The following is a 25,196-nucleotide window of genomic DNA, read 5'->3' as shown; positions in this document are numbered from 1 at the left end:
CGGCCGTCGTCGTCGGGAAGCCGGAGACGATGCCCTTGCGGGGTCCCGTCGCGAGCGTGCGAGCGTGCCCGGCGCGCGCGGCGAGGTTCGCGACGCCGAGCCCGTCGACGACCACGACGACGCTGCGACGGGCTCGCGGCAGCCCCAGCGGGTTGCGCTCCCCGCGCATCGCGAGGATCTGCGAGGGCAGGACGTCGGCGAGGCGCACGCCGGCTGGGCTTGCCGCAGGTAGCATCTGGACAGCCTATGACCGACATCGCCGCACCCTCCGATGGCGAGCGCATCGAGGATGTCGATGTCGCCGCCGAGATGCAGGGCTCCTTCCTCGAGTACGCCTACTCCGTCATCTACACGCGCGCCCTGCCGGATGCGCGCGACGGGCTGAAGCCCGTCCAGCGACGCATCCTGTTCCAGATGGCCGAGATGGGGCTCACGCCCGAGCGCGGCCACGTGAAGTCGGCGCGCGTCGTCGGCGACGTGATGGGCAAGCTGCACCCGCATGGCGACGCCCCCATCTACGACGCGCTCGTGCGTCTCGCGCAGGACTTCACCCTGCGCGTGCCGCTCGTCGACGGGCACGGCAACTTCGGCTCGCTCGACGACGGGCCCGCCGCCCCCCGCTACACCGAGGCACGTCTCGACGCCGCGGGCCTCTCGCTCACGGCGGGCCTCGACGAGGACGTCGTCGACTTCCAGCCGAACTACGACGGCGAGTTCCAGCAGCCCGAGGTGCTGCCTGCCTCCTACCCGAACCTGCTCGTCAACGGCGCGAGCGGCATCGCGGTCGGCATGGCGACGAACATGGCGCCCCACAACCTCATCGAGGTCGTGCAGGCGGCGAAGCACCTGCTCGAGCACCCGGACGCGACGGTCGACGACCTCATGGCGTTCGTGCCGGGCCCCGACCTGCCCGGAGGCGGCATCATCGCCGGCCTCGACGGCGTGCGAGATGCGTACGCCACCGGCAAGGGCTCGTTCAAGACGCGCGCGAAGGCGTCGATCGAGCGCACGGGACGCAGGTCGCAGCTCGTCTTCACCGAGCTGCCCTACCTCGTGGGCCCCGAGCGGGTCATCGAGAAGATCAAGGACGGCGTGCAGTCGAAGCGCCTCCAGGGGCTCTCCGACGTGCAGGACCTCACCGACCGCAAGCACGGCCTCCGCCTGGTCGTCGACGTCAAGACGGGCTTCAGCCCTGAGGCGGTGCTCGAGCAGCTGTACCGGGTGACGCCCCTCGAGGACGGCTTCTCGATCAACGCCGTCGCGCTCGTCGACGGCACGCCGCGCACGCTCGGGCTCGTCGACCTGCTGCGCGTCTACCTCGACCACCGGCTGCGGGTCGTGCGCCGTCGCAGCGAGTTCCGCCTGCGCAAGGCGCAGGATCGCCTGCACCTCGTCGAGGGCCTGCTCATCGCGATCGTCGACATCGACGAGGTCATCCAGGTCATCCGATCGAGCGAGGACTCCGCACAGGCGCGCACGCGGCTGCAGGACGTCTTCGACCTGTCGGAGGCGCAGGCCGAGTACATCCTCGAGCTGCGGCTGCGCAGGCTCACGCGCTTCTCGCGCATCGAGCTCGAGCAGGAGGCCGACGAGCTGCGCGCCCGCATCGCCGAGCTGCAGCGCATCCTCGCCGAGCCGGGGCTCCTGCGCCGCGTCGTCGCCGACGAGCTCGACGACGTCGCCGAGCGCTTCGGCACGCCCAGGCGCACGCTGCTGACGGAGGCGCGCCCGAAGCCGACGACGAAGGCGCAGGCCGCGCAGCTCGAGGTCGCCGACGAGCCGACCGCCGTCGTGCTGTCGGCGACCGGCAGGCTCGTGCGGGTCGACACCACCGAGCCGCTGCCCGCGCCCGCGAGGCGGTCGCGGCACGACGCGATCCGGGCCGAGGTGCGCACCACGACGCGCGGTGCCTTCGGCGTCGTCACGAGCGCGGGCCGAGTGCTGCGCACGACGCCGGTCGACCTCCCGTCGGTGCCGGCGACCTCCATCGGCCTCACCGCGGGCCTGAAGGTCAAGGAGCTCGTGGCGCTCGAGCGCGGCGAGGAGGTCGTGTCGCTCGTGTCGCTCGTCGACCCTCGGCCCATCCTCGTCGCGACGGCGCAGGGCACGGTCAAGCGCGTGCTGCCCTCGGCGCTGCCCGAACGCGACGAGGCCGAGCTCATCGCCCTGAAGGCCAAGGATCGCGTCGTGGGGGTCGGGCACGCGACCGACGACGACTGGGTCGTGCTCGTCGCCTCCGACGCGCAGGTGCTGCGATTCAAGGCGAAGGACGTCAACCCGCAGGGCCCGGGCGCCGCGGGCATGAAGGGCATCTCGCTGCGTGGCGACGCGACGGTGCTCTTCGCGGGCGTGGCGACGGATGCCGCACAGGTCGTGACCGTCACGGTGGCTGCCGAGACGCTCGCCGGGCTCGACGACGCGCGCGTCAAGGTGTCGGCGATCGACGAGTTCCCGCCGAAGGGGCGCGCGACCGGCGGCGTCGCCGGCCACCGCTTCCTCAAGGGCGAGACGACGCTCGCCGCAGCCTGGGCGGGCACGGCGCCGCTCGCCGTCGGCTCCGACGGCAGCCAGCGCCCGCTGCCGGAGGCGTCGGCGCGCACGGGGTCCGGCATCGCCGTCGAGCAGCCGATCGGCGCGATCGGCACGACGCTCGGAGCCTGACGCTCCGCGCCCCGACGCCCCGATCGTCGAAGGCCCTCGGTCCACCGTGCCTCGACGGTGGCCGAGGGCCTCGGCATCCGATCAGACGTCGATGCGCTCGCGGTCGAAGCCGGGCGCGTTGACGATGAACTCCTTGCGCGGGGCGACGTCGTTGCCCATGAGCAGCTCGAAGACCTGGTTCGCGCGCTCGGTGTCGGTGATGGTCACACGGCGCAGGGTGCGCTTCGTGCGATCCATCGTGGTCTCGGCGAGCTGGTCGACGTCCATCTCGCCGAGGCCCTTGTAGCGCTGCGGCTTGTCGAACGTGCGGCCCTGCTTCGCCAGCCGCGCCTGCAGCGCCGTGTTCTCGGCGTCGGAGTACGTGTACACGACCTCGCCCGGCCTGCGCCCCTGCGCCTTGACGACCGTGCGGTGCAGCGGGGGCACGGCCGCGAACACGCGACCGCCCTCGATGAGCGGCCGCGCGTACCGATGCAGCAGCGTGAGCAGCAGCGTGCGGATGTGCGCACCGTCGACGTCGGCGTCGGACAGGATGATGACCTTGCCGTAGCGAGCGGCCTCGAGCTCGAACGTGCGGCCGGAGCCGGCGCCGATCACCTGCAGGATCGCGGCGCACTCGGCGTTCGCGAGCATGTCGGCCATCGAGGCCTTCTGCACGTTGAGGATCTTGCCCCGGATCGGCAGGATCGCCTGGAACTCGGAGTCCCGGGCGGGCTTCGCCGTGCCAAGGGCCGAGTCGCCCTCGACGATGAAGAGCTCGTTCTGGGTCGTGTCCGACGAGCGGCAGTCGGCGAGCTTCGGAGGCAGCGACGACGACTCGAGCGCCGTCTTGCGCCGCTGCGTCTCCTTCAGCTGGCGTGCCGACAGACGCGCCTTCATCTCGGAGACGACCTTCTCGAGCACGAGGGCCGACTGCGCCTTGTCCTCGCGCCGCGTCGACGTGAAGCGGTCGAGCAGGCCCTGCGCCAGCACCTTGGCGACGACCTGGCGCACGGCCGGGGTGCCGAGCACCTCCTTCGTCTGGCCCTCGAACTGGGGCTCGGGAAGGCGCACGGTGACGACGGCGGTGAGGCCGGCGGAGATGTCGTCCTTCTCGAGCTTGTCGGTGCCGGCCTTGAGGCGTCGTGCGTTCGCGGCGACCTGGTCGCGCAGCACCTTCGTGAGCGACTGGTCGAAGCCCGTCTGATGCGTGCCGCCCTTCGGCGTCGCGATGATGTTGACGTACGACTGCACCACGGTGTCGTAGCCCGTGCCCCACCGCATCGCGATGTCGACCTCGCACGTGCGCTGCACCTCGCGCGAGACCATGTGCCCCGACTGCTCGTCGAGCACGGGCACCGTCTCGCTGAAGCCTCCCTCGCCCGTGATGCGCCACGTCGACGTGAGCGCCGCGTCGGGCGCGAGGAAGTCGACGAACTCCGAGATGCCGCCGTCGTAGCGGAAGGTCTGGATGCGGTCCGTCGCGTCGTCGCCCTCGGCGTCGGTCGCCGGGCCGCGGTCGTCGGCGATCTCGAGCTCGAGCCCGGGCACGAGGAAGGCCGTCTGGCGCGCGCGGCGCACGAGGCCGTCGAGCTGGAAGGCCGCGTCGCGCGTGAAGATCTGCGGATCCGCCCAGTAGCGCACGCGCGTGCCCGTGACGCCCTTCGCGACGCGGCCGACCTTGCGCAGGCGCGACCCGTCGACGAACGGCACGAAGGTCGAGGTCGGCGACGGCCCCTCGGGGCCGTCGAGGAACTCGCCGGGCTCGCCGCGATGGAAGCTCATCGCCCACGTGGCGCCGTCGCGGTCGACCTCGACGTCGAGGCGCTCGGAGAGCGCGTTGACGACCGATGCCCCCACGCCGTGGAGCCCGCCGGACGACGCGTACGCGCCGCCGCCGAACTTCCCGCCCGCGTGGAGCTTCGTGAAGATGACCTCGACGCCTGTGAGGCCCGTGCGCGGCTCGACGTCGATCGGCAGGCCGCGAGCGGTGTCGCGCACCTCGACGGAGCCGTCGGCGTGCAGCCGCACCTCGATGCGCGTGCCGTGCCCTGCGAGCGCCTCGTCGACGGAGTTGTCGATGATCTCCCAGAGGCAGTGCATGAGGCCGCGCGAGTCCGTCGACCCGATGTACATGCCGGGTCGCTTGCGCACGGCCTCGAGGCCCTCGAGGACCGAGAGGTGCCGGGCGGTGTAGTCGTTCGACGCCAACGATGCTCCTTCTGCTCGCGGCATCCAGCCTAGGCAGCGGCGACGAACCCATGGTGCAGGCACGCGGCGTACGCCCCACGCGAAACGACGCCGGATGTCGCGCGGATGCGTCCGTCCGCGTGGCAGAGTGGGTGGACGCAAGGAGAAGGAGGTACCGAAGTGAACGACACCATCTCGACCATCGACGATGCGGCCACGGCACCGCTCACCGGTCTCGATCGCTGCGACAGCTGCGGCGCGCAGGCGTACGTGCGAGCGACCATGGAGTCCGGCGTCCTCCTCTTCTGCGCCCACCACGCGACGAAGCACCGCGAGAAGCTCGCGCCGCTCGCCCTGGTGTGGCACGACGAGAGCCAGCGTCTGCTGCAGGACTGAGCGCAGACGACGAAGGGGGTCCGCCGTTCGGCGGGCCCCCTTCGCGCGTCACGCGGAGACGCGAGCGCGGCTCAGCCGAGCGGGTCGGTGAGGCGGCGCAGGAAGCGCTGCAGGCGATCCGATCGCGGGGCGTCGAACAGCTGCTCGGGCGTGCCTTGCTCGACGACGACGCCCGCGTCGAAGAAGGTCACGACGTCGGCGACCGCGCGGGCGAATGCGAGCTCGTGCGTGACGATGGCCATCGTCCAGCCCTCGTCGGCGAGCTCGCCCACGACGCGCAGCACCTCGCCGACGAGCTCCGGGTCGAGCGCGCTCGTCGGCTCGTCGAACAGCAGCATCTGGGGTCGCATCGCCATGGCGCGCACGATGCCGACGCGCTGCTGCTGCCCACCGGAGAGCTCGGAGGGGCGCGCGTCGGCCTTCTCGGCCAGGCCGACGCGGGCGAGGAGCGCCCGCGCCTGCTCCTCGGCCTCCACGCGCGGCACCCGCTGCACCACGGTCGGCCCCACCGTCACGTTGTCGAGCACCGACAGGTGCGGGAACAGGTGGTGCTGCTGGAAGACCATCGACGACAGCGCCGCGAGCCGCGTCCGATCGCGACGACCGAGACCCTCCGCGAGATCGATCGACCAGTCGGGCGTCGTCAGCGTGCCTGCCTCGGCCGTCTCGAGCCCGTTGAGCGAGCGCAGCACGGTCGTCTTGCCGGAGCCCGACGGACCGATGAGCGCGTGCACCTGCCCGGGGAAGAGGTCGAGGTCGATGCCGTGCAGCACGGTGAGGTCGCCGAACGACTTGCGCAGGCCACGGACGGACAGCAGCGGTCGGGTCATGTCGGGATCAGACGGCATGGCGCTCGAGCCTCCTCTCGAGGACGTCCTGCCCGAAGGCGAGGATCGTGCACAGCACCCAGTAGACGGCCGCGGCGACCCCGTAGATCGCGAGGAACTCCCCCGACGGCGCCGCGATCTGCTGCGCGATCCGGAACAGCTCGGTCACGAGGATCGTCGAGCACAGCGACGTGTCCTTCACGAGCGAGATGAAGGTGTTCGACAGCGGCGGCACCGACACGCGCGTCGCCTGCGGCAGGATGATGCGCCCGAGCGCCTGGCCGCGCGACATGCCGAGCATCGAGGCCGCCTCCCACTGCCCGCGAGGGATCGACAGGATCGCCGCGCGCACGACCTCGGCCGCGTAGCCGCCGACGTTGAGCGACAGCGCGATGATGGCGCTCGGCCACGGGTCGATCGTGACGCCGATCGACGGCAGGCCGAAGAACACCAGGAACAGCTGCACGAGCAGCGGCGTCCCTCGGATGAGCGAGATGTAGACGCGCGCGATGCCTGACAGCGCGGCGACGCCCGAGATGCGCATGAGCGCGAGGCCCACGGCCAGCACGAGCCCGATCGCGAACGACGCGAGCGTCAGCGGGATCGTCGCCTCGATGGCGCCGAGCGCGATCGGCCCGATCGCCGTGAGGACGAGGTCCCAGTCCATGGGCTGAGCCTAGATGTCTCAGGCCTCCGGGACGGACACGTCCTCGCCGAAGTAGCGCTCCGAGATCTCCGCGAGCGTGCCGTCGGCCGTGAGCGTCGCGATCGCCTCGTCGACGGCGGCGACGAGGTCGTCGCTGCCCTGTCGGAACGTGACGGCGGACTCGGAGACGTCCTCGGTCTCGTCGACGATCTCGACGCCGATGTCGCCGCCCTGCGCCGTCTGGTAGTCGAGGAACGTCAGGCGGTCGTTGATCGTCGCGTCGACGCGCCCCGTGCGCAGCAGCTCGACGGCCTGCGCGAAGCCCTCGACGCCCTCGACCGTCGCGCCGGACTCGGTGGCGACCTCAGCCCAGTTCGACGTGAGCGACTGCGCGCTCGTGACGCCCTCGAGGTCGTCGAAGGAGGCGATCTCGCTGTCGGTCGGCACGATGAGCACGCCGGGCGAGTAGGTGTACGGCGTCGAGAAGAGGTACCGCTCCTCGCGCTCGGGGTTGATCGAGACCTGGTTGGCGATGACGTCCCATCGGCCCGAGTCGAGGCCCGCGAAGATCGCGTCCCACTGGGTCTCCTCGAACTCGACGTCGACGCCGAGCTCGTCGGCGATCGCCGTGATCACGTCCACGTCGTAGCCCGTCAGCTCGCCCGTGCCGCCATCGGCGTGGAACGAGAACGGCGAGTACGTGCCCTCGGTGCCGACGACGAGCACGCCCGCCTCCTGCACGTCTGCGAGCGTGAGGCCGCCGGCCTCCTCCGATGCCTCGGGCTCCGAGGAGGACGAGCAGCCGGCGAGGGCGAGCGAGGCGACGGCAGCGGTGGCGGCTGCGATGCGCAGCGACTTCGAGAGAGGCATGGGTATCAGCGTTCCTTCTTGGGGGTAGAAGGCAATGCTACGACGAAGGGGCGCCACCCGATGACGGGTGACGCCCCTTGCCGTGCGCTGCAGGCGAACGGCCTACTCGAGGTAGTCGCGCAGCGCCTGCGACCGCGACGGGTGGCGCAGCTTCGCCATCGTCTTCGACTCGATCTGGCGGATGCGCTCGCGCGTGACGCCGAACGTGTCGCCGATCTGGTCGAGGGTCTTCGGCATGCCGTCGCCGAGGCCGAAGCGCATCTTGATGACGCCGGCCTCGCGCTCGGAGAGGGAGTCGAGCAGCGACTCGAGCTGTCGCTGCAGCATCGTGAAGCCCACGGCGTCGGCGGGCACGACGGCCTCGGTGTCCTCGATGAGGTCGCCGAACTCGCTGTCGCCGTCCTCGCCGAGGGGCGTGTGCAGCGAGATGGGCTCGCGGCCGTACTTCTGCACCTCGACGACCTTCTCGGGCGTCATGTCGAGCTCGCGCGCCAGCTCCTCGGGCGTGGGCTCGCGGCCCAGGTCCTGCAGCATCTGGCGCTGCACGCGGGCGAGCTTGTTGATGACCTCGACCATGTGGACCGGGATGCGGATGGTGCGCGCCTGGTCGGCCATGGCGCGGGTGATGGCCTGACGGATCCACCACGTCGCGTAGGTCGAGAACTTGAAGCCCTTCGTGTAGTCGAACTTCTCGACGGCACGGATGAGGCCCAGGTTGCCCTCCTGGATGAGGTCGAGGAACTGCATGCCTCGGCCCGTGTAGCGCTTCGCGAGCGAGACGACGAGACGCAGGTTCGCGCCCAGCAGGTGGCTCTTCGCGCGCTTGCCGTCGCGGGCGATGGCCTTGAGCTCGCGCGTGAGCCTCGGCGCCATCTTCTCGTCGGTCGCCAGCCGCTCCTCGGCGAACAGGCCCGCCTCGATGCGCATCGCGAGGTCGACCTCCTCGGCGGCGTTGAGGAGCGGCACCTTGCCGATCTGCTTCAGGTAGTCCTTGACGGGATCGGCCGTCGCGCCCGTGATGGTCGTCGAGTAGACCGGGACCTCGTCGTCCTCGTTCGTGGAGAGGATGAGGGCGCCCGTGGGCAGCTTCTCGTCGTACTGCGCGTCGCCCGACTTCTGGCCGGGACGGCGCGTGCCCTCCTCGTCGCCCTCGGCGTCGGCCGGGTCCTCGTCGGGAGCGGCTGCGGCCTCGTCGACCGGGTTGGCCTCCTTGGCGCGTCCGCGCGTCTTGGCACGAGGCGTCGTGGTGGCCGTGGCCTTCGCGGGCGCCTTCTTGGCGGCGGCGGTCGTCTTGGCGGCGGCCGTCTTGGCGGTCGTCGTCTTCGCGGTGGTGGTCTTCGCAGCGGTCGTCTTCGCGGCCGCCGTCTTGGCTGCCGGCTTCTTCGCTGCAGCCGTCGTCGTCGCGGCCGTCTCGGTCGCGTCTGCGTCGGCCTTGGCACGCGTGCTGGTGCGGGTCGCCATGGAACCTCCTGGAGGTCGGCGGGAAGGATGCGGATGCCCGACGGGTGCGAGAGAGCCTCTTGCGCCCGACGGGCCGATGTGTACCATTATAGCGCCGCGCAGCGCTACGGCATTCCCGCGCCCCCTCGTCGGCGTCGGATCGCGGCGAGCAGCGCCGACCACAGGGGCGCCACGGTCACCCCGTCATCCTCCTGCATCCGCCTGCGCGTGCGCTGCCTGGCGTGCAGCAGCATCGCGGTGCCGAGCCCGAGGGCGACGAACTGGATCGACAGCGCGATGCGGAACGCATCCCAGTCGTAGAGCCCCGCCTGCTCCCCCGCGTCGAGCCGCAGGCGGTGGATGACGTCGAGCGCGATGCCGATGAGCGCCATGAGGCAGAACGACGCCGTGAACCCGCCGACGTTCACGAAGCCGTTCGCCGAGCCGAGCGAGCGCACGGGGTTGAAGGTGCGCGCGAAGTCGAACCCGATGAGCGAGCCCGGCCCGCCGATGCCGATCGCGACGAGCATCCACACGAGCACCGGGGTCGGCGGCTGCCCGGGCCACAGCAGCACGACCGCCCACGCGAGCGCCATGTGCGCGACGATCGCGAGCACGAGGTTCGACCTGCGCATCGGGAAGCGAGCCGTGAGCAGCCCCAGCAGCGGACCGCTGACGATGCCCGTCGCCACGATGACGACGACGAGCGCCGAGGCCTCGCCGCGGGTGTAGCCGAGCCCCGACACGAGGATCGGGAAGCCCCACAGCAGGGCGAACACCGTGCCGGGCGACTGCGTGGCGAAGTGCGCCCAGAACCCCAGCTGCGTGCCGGGCAGCGCGATCGCCGAGCGCAGCCGCCGCCACCACGACGCCGGCAGCTGGATGCTGTCGGTCCGCGGCGCCTCGACGCCGGGCGGCGCGTTGCGCACGACGAGCAGCACGGCGACGACGGCGACGGCGCCCGCCGCGGCGATCGTGAGGAAGGACGGCGTCCAGCCGACGTGCTGCAGCATCCACACGAACGGCACGGCCGAGAGCAGCTGGCCGAGCTGGCCGATGTTGCCCGTCCACTGCGACAGCTGCGGCAGGCGCGGACCCGAGAACCACGTGGGCAGCAGGCGCAGCACCGAGATGAAGGTCGCGGCGTCGCCGGTGCCGACGAGGATGCGGGCGACGATCGCGACCGGCACGAGGTCGGTGACGGCGAGCAGCGCCTGGCCGGCCGCCATCAGCGTGCCGCCCACGGCGATGAGCGTGCGCGGACCGAAGCGGTCGACGAGCACCCCCACGGGGATCTGCAGCGCCGCGTACACGACGAGCTGCACGACCGCGAGGCTCGACAGCTGCGCCGCCGTCGCGTCGAACCGCTCGATGGCGTCGGGTGCGGCCGCGCCGAGCGACGAGCGGTGCAGCGTCGACACGAGGTACGCCACGAGGCACACGGCCCACGTGACCCACGCCATCCGGCCGTTCACGCGCGCATCCCGGGCTCGCTCGCCGCGAGCGTCACTGCTGCGGCGGGTCGGCGCGGCGGCGGGCGAGGTATCGCTCGAGCTCGGCCGCGATCTCGTCGGCCGTCGGCAGCGAGCCGTCCTCGTCGGTGAGCGGCGAGCGCACGCCCGCGTTCTCCATGTACGCGTCGTAGCGGGCCTCGAGGGTCGACACGAGACGCCGCAGCTCCTCGTTCGTCTCCATCTGCTGGCTCACGAGCGACTGGAACTCGCGCTCGGTCGCACGCAGCTCCTCCGTGCGGAACACGAGCCCCGTCGCGTTCGTCACGCCGTCGAGCGCGGCGAGCGCGGGCCCGGCCGTGCCGGACTCGCCCACGTAGTGCGGGACGAGCACCACGAAGGACGCCACGGGCATCTCGGGGGCGAGGCGATGCTCCAGCAGGTGCATGACCGAGGCGGGCACCGTCGACGTCGGCTTCCAGACGGAGTACGCCTCGACGAGGTCCTTGCGGTTGCCGGAGACCGTGACGCCGAGCGGTCGCGTGTGGGGCACGGGCATGGGGATCGACAGCACGATCGTCGTGCGCGCGACGCGCAGGCGCTCGGCGACGGAGCGCACGGCGTCGGCGAACCGCTCCCACATCCAGTCCGGCTCGGGCCCGGAGAGCAGGAGGAAGGGCTTGCCCGCGTCGTCCTCGCAGAGCGACATCGTGAGCGCGTGCGGCACGTACTCGGCGATGTGGTCCTCGTCGAAGAGGATGTGCGGCCTGCGCGAGCGGTGGTCGACGAGCAGGTCGGTGTCGAGCTCGACGACCGAGTGGTGCGGCAGCGTGGAGACGATGGTCGCGGCGGCGAGCTCGGCGGCGGCGCCGGCGTCGGCGAAGCCGTGCATCGCGACCACGAGGTCGAGGCCCTCGGGCACGGCGTCGTCGTCGGTGAAGGCGATGAGATCGTCGGGCCTGACCATGCCTCCAGCGTAGCCAGCGCCACCGCGCCCGAGCGTCACGCCCATAGGCTCGGAGCCATGCCCATCCCCGCGCTCTCGCTCATCGCCGCACCGGCCGACGCCACCGCCGACGTCCTCGTGCTCGGCGTCCTCGCCGCCGACGCGCCCGTCGCGGCGGGCGTCGACCCCTCGCTGCTCGCCGCCCTCGGCGTCACCGGCCGCGCCGAGCAGGTCGTGCGCGCCGTCGTCGACGGGCGCACCGTCGCGTTCGTGGGCCTCGGTCGCGTCGCGACCACCCGGGCGATGCGCGACGCGGCCGCCGCAGCGACGCGGGCCCTCGCGGGCACGCCGGCCGTCGCGATCGCCTTCCCGGTCTCCGACGCCGCCGACGTCGCGGCGGTGCTCGAGGGCGCGGCGCTCGGCGCCTACCGCTACGACCGGTACAAGGCTGCGGACGCCGCATCCGCGCCGCCCGTCGAGGTCGCGGTCGTCGTCGGCGAGGTGCACGTGACGGACGCCGTCGTCCGCACGGCGCGCGTCGTCGCCGAGGCCGTGCACCGCACGCGCGACCTGTCGAACACGCCGCCGCGCGACCTGAGCCCGGAGATCTTCGCCGACGTCGTGCGCGACGAGGCCGAGGGCCTCGGGCTCGCCGTGACCGTGCGCGACGAGGCCGCGCTCGCCGAGGAGGGCTTCGGAGGCATCCTCGGCGTCGGCCAGGGCTCCTCGCGCCCCCCGCGCCTCGTCACCGTCGAATGGGCGCCCGTGGGCGCCGAGCGCCACGTCGCGCTCGTCGGCAAGGGCATCACGTTCGACACGGGCGGGCTGTCGCTCAAGCCCGCCGACGCCATGGTGCACATGAAGCTCGACATGGCGGGTGCCGCGACGGTCTACGCCGTCGCCGCGGCCGCCGCGGCGCTGCAGCTGCCCGTGCGCGTCACCGCGTACCTGTGCCTCGCCGAGAACATGCCCTCCGGCACGGCCATCCGCCCCGACGACGTGCTCACCATCCGTGGGGGACGCACCGTCGAGGTCACGAACACCGACGCCGAGGGCCGTCTCGTGATGGCGGATGCGATCGCCCTCGCGAGCGAGACCTCGGCGGACGTCATCATCGACGTCGCGACCCTGACGGGCGCGCAGGTCGTCGCGCTCGGCAACCGGCACGCGGGCCTCATGGGCAACGACGACGCGCTCGTCGACGCCATCCGGGAGGCCTGCGACGCCGTCGACGAGGACGTGTGGCCCATGCCGCTGCCCGAGGAGCTGCTCGAGGTGCTCGAGTCGCCGATCGCCGACATCGCGAACGCGAAGGTCGGCAACCGCGCGGCGGGCATGCTCGTCGCCGGCGCGTTCCTGTCGACCTTCGTCGGCGAGCGCGACGGCGCGCCCATCCCCTGGGCGCACCTGGACATCGCGGGTCCGGCGATGAACGCCGCAGGCCCGAAGGGCACGGTGCCCACGGGCGCGACGGGTGCCGCGGTGCGCGGCCTGCTGCGTTCGCTCTCGGCCCTCTCGGGTGCGACCGCGCAGGCAGGCACCAGCAGGTAGGGTTGGGAGACGGCGGAGGCGACGCGCCGACGCCTGCCGACGAGACATCGAGGAGTGCGTGCACGTGGCCGAGAAGTTCGACATCGTCGTGCTGGGGGGTGGCAGTGCCGGCTACGCCGTCGCGCTGCGAGCCATCCAGCTCGGGAAGACCGCCGCGATCATCGAGAAGGACAAGCTCGGTGGCACGTGCCTGCACCGCGGCTGCATCCCCACGAAGGCGATGCTCCACTCGTCCGAGGTCGCCGATGCCGTGCGCGACGCCGGCCACGCCGGCGTGCAGGCCGAGCTCAAGGGCATCGACATCCAGGCCGTGAAGGGCTTCCGCGAGGAGATCGTCGCGAAGAAGTTCAAGGGCCTGCAGGGCCTCATCAAGTCGAAGGGCGTCACGGTCTTCGAGGGCCTGGGTCGCCTGACCTCCCCCACGACCGTGCAGGTCGGCGACCAGACGATCGAGGCAGGCAACGTCGTGCTCGCGACCGGCTCGTTCTCGAAGACCCTCCCGGGCCTCGCCATCGAGGGTCGCGTCATCACGAGCGAGCAGGCCCTGCAGCTCGACTGGATCCCCCGCCACGTCATCGTGCTCGGCGGCGGCGTCATCGGCGTCGAGTTCGCGAGCGTCTGGCGCGGCTTCGGCGCCGAGGTCACGATCATCGAGGGCCTCCCCCACCTCGTGCCCAACGAGGAGGAGTCGATCTCGAAGCAGCTCGAGCGCCAGTACAAGAAGCGCGGCATCCAGTTCAAGCTCGGTGCGCGCTTCTCCGGCGTCACGCAGGACGACTCCGGCGTGCACGTCTCGCTCGAGTCGGGCGAGACGATCGATGCCGACCTCATGCTCGTCGCCGTCGGTCGAGGCCCCGTGACGCAGGACCTCGGGTTCGAGGAGGTCGGCATCGCCATGGACCGCGGGTTCGTCACGGTCGACGACCGGCTGCAGACGAGCGTCCCCGGCGTCTACGCCGTCGGCGACATCACGCCCGGCCTGCAGCTCGCGCACCGCAGCTACCAGCACGGCATCTTCGTCGCCGAGGAGATCGCGGGCCTCGAGCCCCGCATGGTCGACGACGTCAACATCCCCAAGGTCACCTACAGCGACCCCGAGATCACGTCGGTCGGCTACACCGAGGCGAAGGCCAAGGAGCAGTTCGGCGCCGACGCGATCGAGACGTACGAGTACTCGCTCGCCGGCAACGCGAAGAGCGAGATCGTCGGCACGTCGGGCTCGGTCAAGGCCGTGCGCGTCAAGGACGGCCCCGTCGTCGGCATGCACATGATCGGTCGCCGCGTCAGCGAGCTCGCTGGCGAGGCCCAGCTCATCGTGAACTGGGAGGCCTACCCCGAGGACGTCGCCTCGCTGCTCCACGCCCACCCCACCCAGGGCGAGTCGCTCGGCGAGACGATGCTGAAGCTCGCCGGCAAGCCGCTCCACGCCATCTAGGAGACACCGCATGGCTGACATCACCCTGCCCGCGCTCGGCGAGAGCGTCACCGAGGGCACCATCACCCGCTGGCTCAAGCAGGTCGGCGACACCGTCGAGGTCGACGAGCCGCTCGTCGAGATCTCGACCGACAAGGTCGACACCGAGGTCCCCTCGCCCATCGCCGGCACGATCACCGAGATCCTCGCCGACGAGGACGACACCGTCGACGTCGGCGCCGTGATCGCTCGCGTCGGCGACGCGAGCGACGCGGCCGCCGACGACGCTCCCGCCGAGGAGCCCGCCGCCGAGGAGGAGGCCCCGGCCGCCGAGTCGGGCACGACCTCCGAGGCCGAGACCTCCGAGCCGGAGGCCCCGTCGACCGAGTCCCCCGAGCCGGCTGCCGCGCCCGAGGCCGGCACGAGCGACGCCGGTGGCGACGCGACCGACATCACGCTCCCCGCGCTCGGGGAGTCGGTCACCGAGGGCACGATCACCCGCTGGCTCAAGCAGGTCGGCGACACGGTCGAGGTCGACGAGCCGCTCGTCGAGATCTCGACCGACAAGGTCGACACCGAGGTGCCCTCCCCCGTGGCGGGCACGATCTCGGAGATCCTCGCGAACGAGGACGACACCGTCGACGTCGGCGCCGTCATCGCCCGCGTCGGTGGCTCGGCAGGAGGCTCGGGCTCGTCCGACGCACCCGCCGAGGAGGCACCGGCCGCGGAGCCCGAGCAGGAGGAGCCGAAGCAGGAGGCTGAGCCCGCCCAGGCGCCCGCGCCCGTGCAAGACATCCCGCCCGCGCCGAAGGCGCCCGAGGCTCCGAAGCAGGAGGCTCCGAAGCAGGAGGCTCCGAAGCAGGAGGCTCCGAAGCAGGAGGCTCCGAAGCAGGAGGCTCCGAAGCAGGAGGCCCCGGCGGCGCCGCGTGCGCAGGCTCCGGCAGCGCCGGCCACGTCGAGCGCCTCGGTGTACGTCACCCCGATCGTGCGCAAGCTCGCGCACGAGCGCGGCGTCGACCTCGCGTCGGTGCAGGGCACGGGCGTCGGCGGTCGCATCCGCAAGGAGGACGTGCTGTCCGCCGCGACGGCGGCTCCCGCAGCCGCCGAGTCGGCACCCGCCGCAGCGTCCGCGTCCGCCCCGATCGAGGACTCGCCGCTGCGCGGCACGACCGCGAAGATGTCGCGCCTGCGCAAGGTGGTCGCGAAGCGCGCGGTCGAGTCGATGCAGACGACGGCGCAGCTCACGACGGTCGTCGAGGTCGACGTCACGAAGGTCGCGCAGCTGCGCGACCGCGTGAAGGGTCGCTTCCTCGAGACGACCGGCCAGAAGCTGTCGTTCCTGCCGTTCTTCTCGCTCGCGGCGGTCGAGGCGCTCCGTGCGCACCCGATCATCAACGCGACCGACGACGGCGAGGAGATCACGTACCCCGCGGGCGAGCACCTCTCGATGGCGGTCGACACCGAGCGCGGCCTGCTGACCCCGGTCATTAAGGACGCGGGGAAGCTCGACCTGCGCGGCTTCGCCGAGCAGATCGCCGACCTGGCGTCGCGCACGCGCGACAACAAGCTCGGCCCAGACGAGCTCGCGGGCGGCACGTTCACGCTGACGAACACGGGCTCGCGCGGCGCGCTGTTCGACACCCCCGTGGTGTTCCAGCCGCAGCGTGCGATCCTCGGCGTCGGCACGGTCGTGAAGCGTCCCGTCGTCGTCTCGGTCGATGGCCAGGACTCGATCGCCGTGCGCTCGATGGTGTACCTCGCGCTGTCGTACGACCACCGCATCATCGACGGCGCCGACGCGGCCCGCTACCTCACGCAGGTGAAGCAGCGGCTCGAGGGCGGCGACTTCGAGGGGCAGCTGGGCATCTGAGCCCTCGGGCTGCCTAGGCAGCCCACGCGTCCCGCAGCATCCAGCCGGCGTCGGTCCTCACCACGAGGACCGACGCCGGCTCGCTGCTGCTGGCGACCTCGACGAGCACGGCGTCGCCGAGCACCGCGACCTCGGCGTAGGCGGCATCGGCGGGCAGACGCCACGTCGACGACGCCGCGCCGCCCGTGGGGTCGAGGATGCCGGCCAGGCACGCGGCGTCGCCCTCGCCGAGGCAGCGCTCGCGTGCGGCGAGCAGCGCGGCCGCCGCGTCGACCGCGGTCTCTGCCGCCGCAGGCATGCCCACCGGCACGGCAGCGCCTGCCTCGAGCACGGGCGACGCGCTCGGCCGCGACGCCGACTCGTCGGCCTCCGATGCTCCCGCGCCACCGAGCGCGAGCGCGACGACGAGCGCCGCGGCGCCCGCGCCAGCCGCGATCCACACGGGCCGGCGCACGAGCGCCAGCTGCGCGAGCACCTGCTGCGCCCAGCGCACGAGCACGTGCGCTCGAACCTCGGAGCGCGGCCGCTCGCGCGACGGGCGCTGCACGGCGCTCGGCTCGGCTGCTCCGTGCTCGATGGGCGTCGCCGACCACGCGGCCAGCAGCGCGGCCGATGCGGCACGTGCGTCGCGTGCGCCGAGCGCGTTGGCCACCGCCCGCGGCACGGCCTCGCCGCACGCGGCGAGCAGCTCGTCGACGAGCGCGCCGAGCGCCAGGCAGTCGGCCGCGACGCCCGCGTCGGCCTCGCGCCACGCGAGCGTCGGGCGATCGGTGACGAGCCGGGCTCCCACGCCCTCGAGCGCGGGCGCGCCGTCGGCGTCGAGCACGATGGACCGCAGGTCGATGCGCCCGGCGATCGCGCCCGCGGCGTGGAGCGCGCCCGCGGCGTCGAGCACGGGCACCGCGATCGTGACGGCCTCGCCGACGCGCGGCGCCGTGCGCCCGAGCAGCCACGACGCCGCGGTCTCGGTCGCCATGGGTCGCACGAGCACGACGGCGCCGTCGACCGTCGCGACGTCGAGCACCGGCAGCAGATGCGGATGCGCCACGGCCAGCAGCGCCTCCGCCTCCGCGGCGAGACCCATGGCGGTCTCGCCGTCAGCGACGTGGAGCGCGACGGCCTCGTCGCCGAACGCCGCGAGCACGCGCCGCTCACCCTCCTCGCGGACGACGCGCACGATCCGATGCCCAGCGATCTGCTCCATGGGCACACCGTGCACCCTCGCCGCCGATCGGCGAGCACGCCGACGTCGGCGTGTGGATGGCGCGACGCTGTTCGGGAGCGTCATCCCTGGCCTCCCGCGAGCGATATCCTGAGGACATGGCGCAGCCGAAGGACGCAAGGGAGCCGGGTCGTCTCCGGACGATGTGGCGCATCTTCCAGATGACCCGCAAGCAGGATCGGCTGCTGCTGCCGCTCATGGCGGGCGCCGCGCTGCTGCCGATCGCGCTCGGCATCGTGCTGGCGATCGTCGTCGCCCGCGGCGACGTGCTCTTCACCATCCTGTGGATCGTCATGGGCGTGCTCGTGGGCTTCACGCTCGTGCTGTCCACGCTGACGTGGCGCGCCGAGAAGCTCGCGTTCTCGCAGATCGAGGGCAAGCCTGGCGCCGTGGGCGCCGTGCTCTCGAGCGGCCTGCGTGGCTCGTGGCAGACGAGCGAGATGCCCGTCGCCGTCAACACGAAGACGCAGGACGCGGTCTACCGCGCCGTCGGCCGCCCGGGCATCGTCCTCATCGCCGAGGGCCCGCAGAGCCGCACGCAGCGCCTCGTGCAGGACGAGCAGCGCAAGATCAAGCGCATCGTGCCGAACGTGGCGATCCACGTGCTGCAGATCGGCCCCGACTCCGACCTGCAGCTGCGCAAGATGACGCGCTCGATGCGTCGCCTCAAGAACGCGCTGACGCGCGCCGAGGTCATCGCGGTCGGCAACCGCCTCTCGAGCCTCGGCGGCATGCAGATGCCGATCCCCAAGGGCATCGACCCCCGCCGCATGCGCGCAGGTCGGCCTCGCTGACCCACGGCATCCGCCCAGCCGCCTCGACCTCGCTCGATGGATGCGGCAGGGTGGAGGCATGACGACGCACGCGCGCCGCACGACGACCTCCCGGTCGGCGGGCGGCGCGTCGTCGTCCGACCCCGCGTGCGCCTGCACGCCGCCCGCGGCGCGTCGACCTCGACGCGCCGCGTAACGTGCCGGAAACAATGGCGTCACGTCCGGGCAACGGCGCGGCCATAGCGTCGTGACCACGGCGCGTCGCGCGCCCACCCCCAAGGAGCAAGGAGCGACATGTTCAAGGATTCGTCTGAGGTTCTCGCGTTCATCACGGAGGAGGACGTCAAGTTCCTCGACATCCGGTTCACGGATCTCCCCGGTGTGCAGCAGCACTTCAACATCCCGGCCTCCACGGTCGACGAGGACTTCTTCACGGTGGGTCAGCTGTTCGACGGCTCCTCGATCCGCGGCTTCCAGGGCATCGCGGAGTCTGACCTCCAGCTGATCCCCGACGTCACGACCGCGTACCTCGACCCGTTCCGCGAGTCGAAGACGCTCATCATGATCTTCGACATCTACAACCCGCGCACGGGCGAGATCTACCACCGCGACCCGCGCCAGGTCGCGCACAAGGCCGAGCAGTACCTCGCATCGACCGGCATCGCCGACACGGCGTTCTTCGCGCCCGAGGCCGAGTTCTACGTCTTCGACGACGTGCGCTACGAGGTCAAGCAGCACCAGTCGTTCTACGCCGTCGACTCCGAGGAGGGCGCGTGGAACACGGGCCGCGTCGAGGAGGGTGGCAACCTCGGCAACAAGACGCCCTTCAAGGGCGGCTACTTCCCCGTCTCCCCCGTCGACAAGCAGGCCGACCTGCGTGACGACATGTCGCTGAAGCTCATCGATGCGGGCCTCGAGCTCGAGCGCTCGCACCACGAGGTCGGCACGGGCGGCCAGGCCGAGATCAACTACAAGTTCTCGACGCTCGTGCGCTCGGCGGACGACATCCTGAAGTTCAAGTACATCATCAAGAACACGGCCGAGGAGTGGGGCAAGACGGCGACCTTCATGCCGAAGCCGCTGTTCGGCGACAACGGCTCGGGCATGCACACGCACCAGTCGCTGTGGAAGGACGGCGAGCCGCTGTTCTACGACGCGAACGGCTACGGCAGCCTGTCGGACGTCGCCCGTTGGTACATCGGCGGCATCCTCGCGCACGCGCCGGCGCTGCTCGCGTTCACGAACCCCACGCTGAACTCGTACCGCCGTCTCGTGAAGGGCTTCGAGGCTCCCGTGAACCTCGTCTACTCGGCCGGCAACCGCTCGGCGGCCATCCGCATCCCGATCACGGGCACGAACCCCAAGGCGAAGCGCATCGAGTTCCGCGCCCCCGACGCCTCGGGCAACCCGTACCTCGCATTCGCGGCGCAGCTCATGGCGGGCCTCGACGGCATCAAGAACCGCATCGAGCCGCACGAGCCCGTCGACAAGGACCTCTACGAGCTGCCGCCCGAGGAGGCCAAGAGCATCCCCCAGGTGCCGGGGTCGCTCGAGGAGGCGCTCGCAGCGCTCGAGGCCGACCACCAGTTCCTGCTCGAGGGCAACGTGTTCACCGAAGACCTCATCCAGACCTGGGTCGAGTACAAGCGCGAGAACGAGATCCTCCCCGCCGCGCTGCGTCCGCACCCCTTCGAGTACGAGCTGTACTTCGGGGTCTGATCGACGCCGTCGATCCGCATCAGACGGGGGCCGGGTTCCTTGGGGGGACCCGGCCCCTTCCCCATGCCCGCAGCGGCTCGTCGCGACGGATCCGAGCGATCGTGTCGATCGGGAGGCGGCTCGTCCGTCATGGATGTGGAGGCGCACGCCGCGCCTCGACACGACGAGAGGACGAGGCCGTGGCCATGATCACCGCATTCGAGAGCGTGACGCTCGACGGCGTGCTGCAGGGGCTCGGACGCCCCGACGAGGACACGCGGGGCGGCTTCGCCCACGGCGGCTGGGGCGCCGACTACCAGGACGACGTCTCGATGGCCTACGCGGCCGAGGGGATGGGCGAGGAGGGCGCGCTGCTCCTCGGGCGACGGACGTACGAGGACCTCCTCGGCTTCTGGACCTCGCTCGGCGAGCCGAACCCGTTCACGGACGTGCTGCTCCGCACCGAGAAGCACGTCGTCTCGCGGTCAGAGGACACGGCGCTCGCCTTCCCGAGCAGCACCCTGCACGCCGGCGACGCGGACGAGACCGTCGCGCGGCTGCGCGACGCATCGGACGTGCCGCTCACGATCCTCGGATCGGGCGAGCTCGTGCGGGCGCTGCACGCCGCGCGGCTCGTGGACCGCTTCGTGCTGCAGATCCACCCGATCGTGCTCGGCAGCGGCACGCGGCTGTTCGGTGACGGCGATCGCGCCGATCTCCGGCTCGAGCGCAGCATCCCCACGACGACGGGTGTCATCATCGCCGAGTACGCGATCGAGCGAGAGGGATCCTGATGCGCTACACGCTGCTGCTGCACTACCCCGAGATGTCGGGCGAGCTCGACGAGGAGGCGCTGCGTGCCGGGCAGGAGGCCTTCGCCTCGTATGCCGCGACGCTGCACGCCGCCGGCGTCCTCCTGACGGCGGAGGTGCTGCAGGAGAGCCATGCGTCCACGACCGTCCGCGTGATAGACGGCGCGCTGCGCGTGCAGGACGGCCCGTTCGTGGACTCGAAGGACCAGCTCGGCGGCACCGTCGTCATCGACGTCGACGACCTCGATGCCGCGATCGGCTGGGCGTCGCAGGCGCCCAACGCGACGTGGGGCGCCGTCGAGGTGCGTGCCGGTGCGACGCACGTCGTCGACGGGATCTGGGTGCCCAGCGCGTGAGCGACGCCGCCGCCGCCGCGGCGCACGTCGCGCGCACGTCGTACGGCAGGCTCGTGAGCCTGCTCGCCGCGTCGACGCGTGACGTCGCCCTCGCCCAGGACGCACTGCAGGGCGCGCTCGAGCAGGCGCTGCGGCGTTGGCCGATCGACGGCGTGCCGGAGCGTCCGGAGGCCTGGATCATGACGGTGGCGAGGAACCGGCAGCGCGACGTGCTGGGTTCGGCGGTGCGACGCGACGTGCCCATCGCGGTCGAGCCGCTCGTCGATCCGCTCGCAGCCGTCGACCCGGATGCGATCGGCGATCGCAGGCTCGAGCTGCTGTTCGCGTGCGCGCACCCGGCGATCGACGAGGCCGTGCGCGCGCCGCTCATGCTGCAGACGGTGCTCGGCTTCGAGGCCGGGCAGGTGGCTGCGGCCTTCGCCGTGGCGCCCGCGACCATGGCGCAGCGGCTCGTGCGCGCGAAGCGACGCATCAGGGATGCGGGCATCCCCTTCCGCATCCCCGATCGACGCTCGATGCCCGAGCGGCTGCCTGCCGTGCTCGAGGCGATCTACGGCTGCGCAGCCCTGACCTGGCGAGACACCGCCTCGGACACGGCGTCGATGGCGGGCGAGGCGCGGCACGTGGCGATCGCGGTCGCGCGGTCGCTCGGCTCCGAGCGGGAGGCGTGGGCGCTCGCGGCGCTCATCTCGCTCTCGCTCGCCCGACGCGCACCCACGTACGTGCCGCTCGACGAGCAGGCTCCCGCCGACTGGGATGCGGCGCTGATCACCGAGGGCCGAGGCCTGCTCGCACGCGCGCAGGGGCCCGGTCCGCCCGGCCGGTTCGAGCTCGAGGCGGCCATCCAGGCCGTGCACTGCGCTCGACGCGAGACGGGGGCGACCGACTGGGCGGCGCTCGAGACCCTCTACGACGCGGTGCTCGTCGTCGCACCCACCGCGGGCGCGGTCGTCGCACGCGCCGCGGTGGTCGGCCGGCGGCACGGCCCGGTCGCCGGCCTCGCCGCCCTCGGCGACGAGCGCCCGATGCAGGCGTGGTGGGCCGTGCGGGCACGGTTGCTCGCCGACGCGGATCGGGCGGGCGAGGCGCGCGACGCGTGGCTGCACGCCGCGTCGCTCGCGGGGGACGACTCCGTGCGCGAGCACCTGCTCGCCCTCGCGCGCGGCGCGCGCTGACTCAGCCCCAGAAGCGCTCGTCGAAGACCTTCCGAGCGAGCCTCGTCGCCCGCAGGTACTCCTCCTCCATCGCCGTCGCGCTGCCCTGCGGCCTGCCCATGAGACGCGCGACGGTCTCGAGCTGCATGCGATCGGTCGGCAGCAGGTCGATCGTGCGAGCCTGTGCGAGCGCGAGCGCGTTGCGCAGCCGTGACGCGAGCAGCCACGCACGCCGCAGGATCGCGGCGTCGCGCGCCGTGATCGCCTCCGCCTCGACGAGCCCGGACAGCGCCATGAGCGTCGTCGCGTGCCGTGCGCGCGCGTCGTCGGACGGCTGCTGCAGCTGCAGCAGCTGCACGAGCCACTCGACGTCGCTGAGCGAGCCCCGACCGAGCTTCAGATGTCGCGTCCTGTCGGCGTTCTGCGGCAGCCGCTCGGCCTCGACGCGGGCCTTGATGCGTCGCACCTCCCGCGCATCCGCCTGCGAGAAGCCCGCGCGCTCGCGCTCGACCGCGGCGATGTCGAGCAGCGCGTCCGCGAGGCGCGCGTCGCCCGCGAAGGGGGCGGCTCGCAGCAGCGCCTGGCGCTCCCAGACCTCGCCCCACCGCTCGTAGTACGCCGCGTACGACGCGAGCGTGCGCACGAGCGGACCCTGCCGACCCTCGGGCCGCAGCCCGGCGTCGAGCTCGAACTTCACCGACGGGTCCTGCACGACCTCGCTCGCCTGTCGCACCGCGCGCATCGCGGCGTCGAGGTCGGCCTCGTCGCCGCAGACCCACAGCACGTCGACGTCCGAGCCGAAGCCGATCTCGCGACCGCCCGTGCGACCCATGCTGACGACGCCGATCGCGACGCCCCCGCCCACGAGGTCGAGCGCCGCGTCGATCGCGACCGCGGCGATCTGCGTGAGCCGCTCCCCCGTCTCGAGCACGTCGTCGACGCCGAGCGCCGACGCGAGCGCGGCGCGCAGCAGCTCGCGCCGACGCAGGGTGCGCAGCGCCTTCTGTGCCGCGTCGCGGTCGTCGCGATGCCGTTCGACGAGCGATCGCGCCTCGTCGGCGAGCTGCGCCTGCGGCACGGCCTGCAGTCGTGCCTCGTCGGCGAGCCAGTGCGCCGCCTCCGGGATGCGCTCGAGCAGCGTCGCGATGAGCCTCGATGACGACAGCACCGTCATGAGCCGCTGCGCCGCGAGCTCGGAGTCGCGCAGCATCCGCAGGTACCACGGCGACTCGCCGAGCGCCTCCGAGAGCCGACGGAACGCGAGCAGCCCCATGTCGGGATCCGGACCCTCCGACAGCCACGCGAGCAGCACGGGCAGCAGCACCTTCTGGATCTGCGACCGGCGCGTGACGCCCGTGGTGAGCGCCGCGATCTGCGCGAGGGCACCCTTCGGGTCGCGGAACCCGCTGGCCTCGAGTCGCGCGCGGGCAGCCTCGGAGGTGAGCTGCGTCGATCCGTCGGGCAGCGCCGCGACCGCCGCGAGCAGCGGGCGGTAGAACAGCCGCTCGTGGAGCCTGCGCACCTCGCGCTTCGTCGTCTGCCAGCGTTCGAGCATGGCGTCGGCGTCGGCGAAGCCCGCCGCGCGCGCGAGCGACCGCTGCGCGTCGGCATCGGAGGGCATGAGGTGCGTACGGCTGAGCCGTGCGAGCTGCGCCCGGTGCTCGAGCACGCGCAGCAGCCGGTAGTCGTCGGCGAACTCGCCGGCCTCGAGCCTGCCGATCATGCCCGCGTCGGCCAGCGCGTCGATCGCGACCAGCGTGCCGCGCTGCCGCACGCGCTCGTCCTCGGCGCCGTGCACGAGCTGCAGGAGCTGGATCGTGAACTCGACGTCGCGCAGGCCGCCCGGCCCGAGCTTCAGCTGCCAGTCGACCTCGGCAGCGGGGATGTGCTCGGTCACGCGCTCGCGCATCCGCTGCACCGACTCGACGAAGCCGTCGCGCGACGACGACTGCCACACCTTCGAGCGCACCGCCTCCTCGTAGGCGGCGCCGAGCTCGACGTCGCCGGCGATGGGCCGCGCCTTGAGCAGCGCCTGGAACTCCCACGACTTCGCCCACCGGTCGTAGTAGGCGACGTGGCTCTCGAGCGTGCGCGACAGCACGCCGTCCTTGCCCTCGGGTCGGAGGTTGGCGTCGACCTCCCAGAGCATGGGCTCGCGTGCGGCCTCGACGCATCCCGCCGTCGTCTCGCGTGCGAGCGCCTGCCCGATCTGCGCCGCACGCTCCTCGGTGAGCCGAGGCGCGCCCTCGTCGTCGAGCGCCGAGCCGTGCACCCAGATGACGTCGACGTCGCTGAGCACGTTGAGCTCGCGCGCGCCCGTCTTGCCCATGCCGATGACCGCGAACGTCGTCGCCGCCACGTCGTCGGCGCCGAAGCGCTGGGCGACGGTGCGCCGAGCGACGGCGAGGCTCGCCTCGAGCGCCGCCGCCGCGGCGTCGGCCAGCGCGGCGCTCACGGCCTGCACGTGCGCGACGGGATCGGCCTGCGCCAGGTCGAAGGCGACGATCTCGATGAGATGCCAGCGGTAGCGGCGACGCAGGGCGACGATGGCGTCGGCTCGCGTCAGCGCCTCGTCGGCCACCGCGTCCTGCAGGCTCGCGCGCAGCGTCTCGGCGCTCGGCAGCGCCTGCGGCACGAGCGCGTCGAGCAGCGCCGGGAACCGCTCGATGCTCGAGGCGAGACCCGTGGATGCGCCGAGCACGCGCAGCAGCGACGCGCCGGCGTCCGCGTCGGCGAGGGTCGCCGCGAGCGGCAGCCCCGCGCGGTGCAGGCGCGCGATGGCCTGCAGCGCGCGATCGGGATCGGCGGCGAGGCGCAGGTCGTCGACCCGCGCGCCCAGCACGCCCTCGACCTCCTCGAGCAGCTGCGCGGCCTCGCTCGGCGCGCGGAAGCCCAGTCGCGCGAGGCGCGACGTCGTCGTCTCGGCACGCATGGCGTCAG

The 25,196-nt window shown here is 72.3% G+C and carries 19 protein-coding genes; 10 read left to right on the top strand and 9 right to left on the bottom strand.

What is annotated here, in order from left to right; all coding sequences use genetic code 11:
* Positions 1–246 precede the first annotated feature (246 nt).
* Positions 247–2,661 (top strand): DNA topoisomerase (ATP-hydrolyzing) subunit A, encoded by a 2,415-nt coding sequence (locus ACFQPP_RS05495; protein WP_376915551.1) that lies wholly within the window; start codon positions 247–249, stop codon positions 2,659–2,661.
* Between the two features lie 81 nt (positions 2,662–2,742).
* Here ACFQPP_RS05495 and ACFQPP_RS05490 read toward each other — a convergent pair whose 3' ends face one another.
* Complete coding sequence (locus tag ACFQPP_RS05490) at positions 2,743–4,851, bottom strand: type IIA DNA topoisomerase subunit B (protein ID WP_376915550.1); 2,109 nt, start codon at positions 4,849–4,851, stop codon at positions 2,743–2,745.
* A 159-nt stretch (positions 4,852–5,010) separates the two neighbouring features.
* Between ACFQPP_RS05490 and ACFQPP_RS05485 the strand changes: the two genes are divergently transcribed.
* Positions 5,011–5,226 carry a hypothetical protein gene (locus ACFQPP_RS05485; RefSeq protein ID WP_376915549.1) on the top strand — a complete coding sequence of 72 codons (216 nt, stop codon included), beginning with the start codon at positions 5,011–5,013 and terminating at the stop codon, positions 5,224–5,226.
* 71 nt (positions 5,227–5,297) lie between these two features.
* Here ACFQPP_RS05485 and ACFQPP_RS05480 read toward each other — a convergent pair whose 3' ends face one another.
* The 6 genes from ACFQPP_RS05480 to ACFQPP_RS05455 form a co-directional block, all read right to left on the bottom strand.
* Positions 5,298–6,056 (bottom strand): amino acid ABC transporter ATP-binding protein, encoded by a 759-nt coding sequence (locus tag ACFQPP_RS05480; RefSeq protein WP_376915548.1) that lies wholly within the window; start codon positions 6,054–6,056, stop codon positions 5,298–5,300.
* A gap of 7 nt (positions 6,057–6,063) precedes the next feature.
* The gene (locus ACFQPP_RS05475) at positions 6,064–6,720 is read right to left on the bottom strand and encodes an amino acid ABC transporter permease (protein WP_376915547.1); all 657 of its coding nucleotides are present in this window, start codon (positions 6,718–6,720) and stop codon (positions 6,064–6,066) included.
* 18 nt (positions 6,721–6,738) lie between these two features.
* Entirely contained in the window at positions 6,739–7,569 is an 831-nt protein-coding gene (locus tag ACFQPP_RS05470; protein WP_376915546.1) for an amino acid ABC transporter substrate-binding protein, read from the bottom strand.
* 102 nt (positions 7,570–7,671) lie between these two features.
* Entirely contained in the window at positions 7,672–9,030 is a 1,359-nt protein-coding gene (locus ACFQPP_RS05465; protein WP_376915545.1) for an RNA polymerase sigma factor, read from the bottom strand.
* Positions 9,031–9,134: 104 nt separating this feature from the next.
* Positions 9,135–10,484: a nitrate/nitrite transporter gene (locus ACFQPP_RS05460; protein WP_376915544.1), complete on the bottom strand. Its 1,350-nt coding sequence runs from the start codon at positions 10,482–10,484 to the stop codon at positions 9,135–9,137.
* Positions 10,485–10,515: 31 nt separating this feature from the next.
* A complete protein-coding gene (locus tag ACFQPP_RS05455) occupies positions 10,516–11,427 on the bottom strand; it encodes a PAC2 family protein (RefSeq protein ID WP_376915543.1) in 912 nt (303 codons plus the stop codon).
* Between the two features lie 57 nt (positions 11,428–11,484).
* Between ACFQPP_RS05455 and ACFQPP_RS05450 the strand changes: the two genes are divergently transcribed.
* The 3 genes from ACFQPP_RS05450 to sucB all read left to right on the top strand — a co-directional run bounded on the left by ACFQPP_RS05450 (position 11,485) and on the right by sucB (position 16,241).
* Positions 11,485–12,957 carry a leucyl aminopeptidase gene (locus ACFQPP_RS05450; protein ID WP_376915542.1) on the top strand — a complete coding sequence of 491 codons (1,473 nt, stop codon included), beginning with the start codon at positions 11,485–11,487 and terminating at the stop codon, positions 12,955–12,957.
* 64 nt (positions 12,958–13,021) lie between these two features.
* The gene (gene lpdA / locus ACFQPP_RS05445; protein ID WP_376915541.1) at positions 13,022–14,392 is read left to right on the top strand and encodes a dihydrolipoyl dehydrogenase; all 1,371 of its coding nucleotides are present in this window, start codon (positions 13,022–13,024) and stop codon (positions 14,390–14,392) included.
* 10 nt (positions 14,393–14,402) lie between these two features.
* On the top strand, positions 14,403–16,241 hold the full coding sequence (sucB, locus tag ACFQPP_RS05440; protein WP_376915540.1) for a 2-oxoglutarate dehydrogenase, E2 component, dihydrolipoamide succinyltransferase: 1,839 nt from the start codon (positions 14,403–14,405) through the stop codon (positions 16,239–16,241).
* Between the two features lie 13 nt (positions 16,242–16,254).
* Here sucB and ACFQPP_RS05435 read toward each other — a convergent pair whose 3' ends face one another.
* A complete protein-coding gene (locus ACFQPP_RS05435; RefSeq protein ID WP_376915539.1) occupies positions 16,255–17,445 on the bottom strand; it encodes a hypothetical protein in 1,191 nt (396 codons plus the stop codon).
* Positions 17,446–17,561: 116 nt separating this feature from the next.
* On the opposite strand from ACFQPP_RS05435, the gene ACFQPP_RS05430 reads away from it, so the two are divergent.
* The 5 genes from ACFQPP_RS05430 (at position 17,562) to ACFQPP_RS05410 (ending at position 22,277) form a co-directional block, all read left to right on the top strand.
* Entirely contained in the window at positions 17,562–18,257 is a 696-nt protein-coding gene (locus ACFQPP_RS05430; RefSeq protein ID WP_376915538.1) for a DUF4191 domain-containing protein, read from the top strand.
* A 273-nt stretch (positions 18,258–18,530) separates the two neighbouring features.
* Positions 18,531–19,955 carry a type I glutamate--ammonia ligase gene (gene glnA, locus ACFQPP_RS05425; protein WP_376915537.1) on the top strand — a complete coding sequence of 475 codons (1,425 nt, stop codon included), beginning with the start codon at positions 18,531–18,533 and terminating at the stop codon, positions 19,953–19,955.
* Positions 19,956–20,140: 185 nt separating this feature from the next.
* Positions 20,141–20,728, top strand: coding sequence for a dihydrofolate reductase family protein (locus ACFQPP_RS05420; RefSeq protein WP_376915536.1), 588 nt, complete (start codon positions 20,141–20,143; stop codon positions 20,726–20,728).
* Positions 20,728–21,102, top strand: a complete 375-nt coding sequence (locus tag ACFQPP_RS05415; protein ID WP_376915535.1) for a YciI family protein — start codon at positions 20,728–20,730, stop codon at positions 21,100–21,102. Before ACFQPP_RS05420 ends, ACFQPP_RS05415 begins: the two co-directional genes overlap by 1 nt.
* Entirely contained in the window at positions 21,099–22,277 is a 1,179-nt protein-coding gene (locus ACFQPP_RS05410) for an RNA polymerase sigma factor (protein ID WP_376915534.1), read from the top strand. Before ACFQPP_RS05415 ends, ACFQPP_RS05410 begins: the two co-directional genes overlap by 4 nt.
* A gap of 1 nt (position 22,278) precedes the next feature.
* Here the strand turns inward: ACFQPP_RS05410 and ACFQPP_RS05405 are convergent, their stop codons facing one another.
* Positions 22,279–25,188 carry a bifunctional [glutamine synthetase] adenylyltransferase/[glutamine synthetase]-adenylyl-L-tyrosine phosphorylase gene (locus tag ACFQPP_RS05405; RefSeq protein ID WP_376915533.1) on the bottom strand — a complete coding sequence of 970 codons (2,910 nt, stop codon included), beginning with the start codon at positions 25,186–25,188 and terminating at the stop codon, positions 22,279–22,281.
* Positions 25,189–25,196 lie beyond the last annotated feature (8 nt).

Origin of the sequence: Agrococcus sp. GCM10030265 (genome assembly GCF_042666675.1) — a bacterium.
In the GTDB taxonomy this organism is placed as follows: Bacteria; Actinomycetota; Actinomycetes; order Actinomycetales; family Microbacteriaceae; genus Agrococcus.
This window is presented reverse-complemented; position numbering and strand designations above follow the sequence as displayed.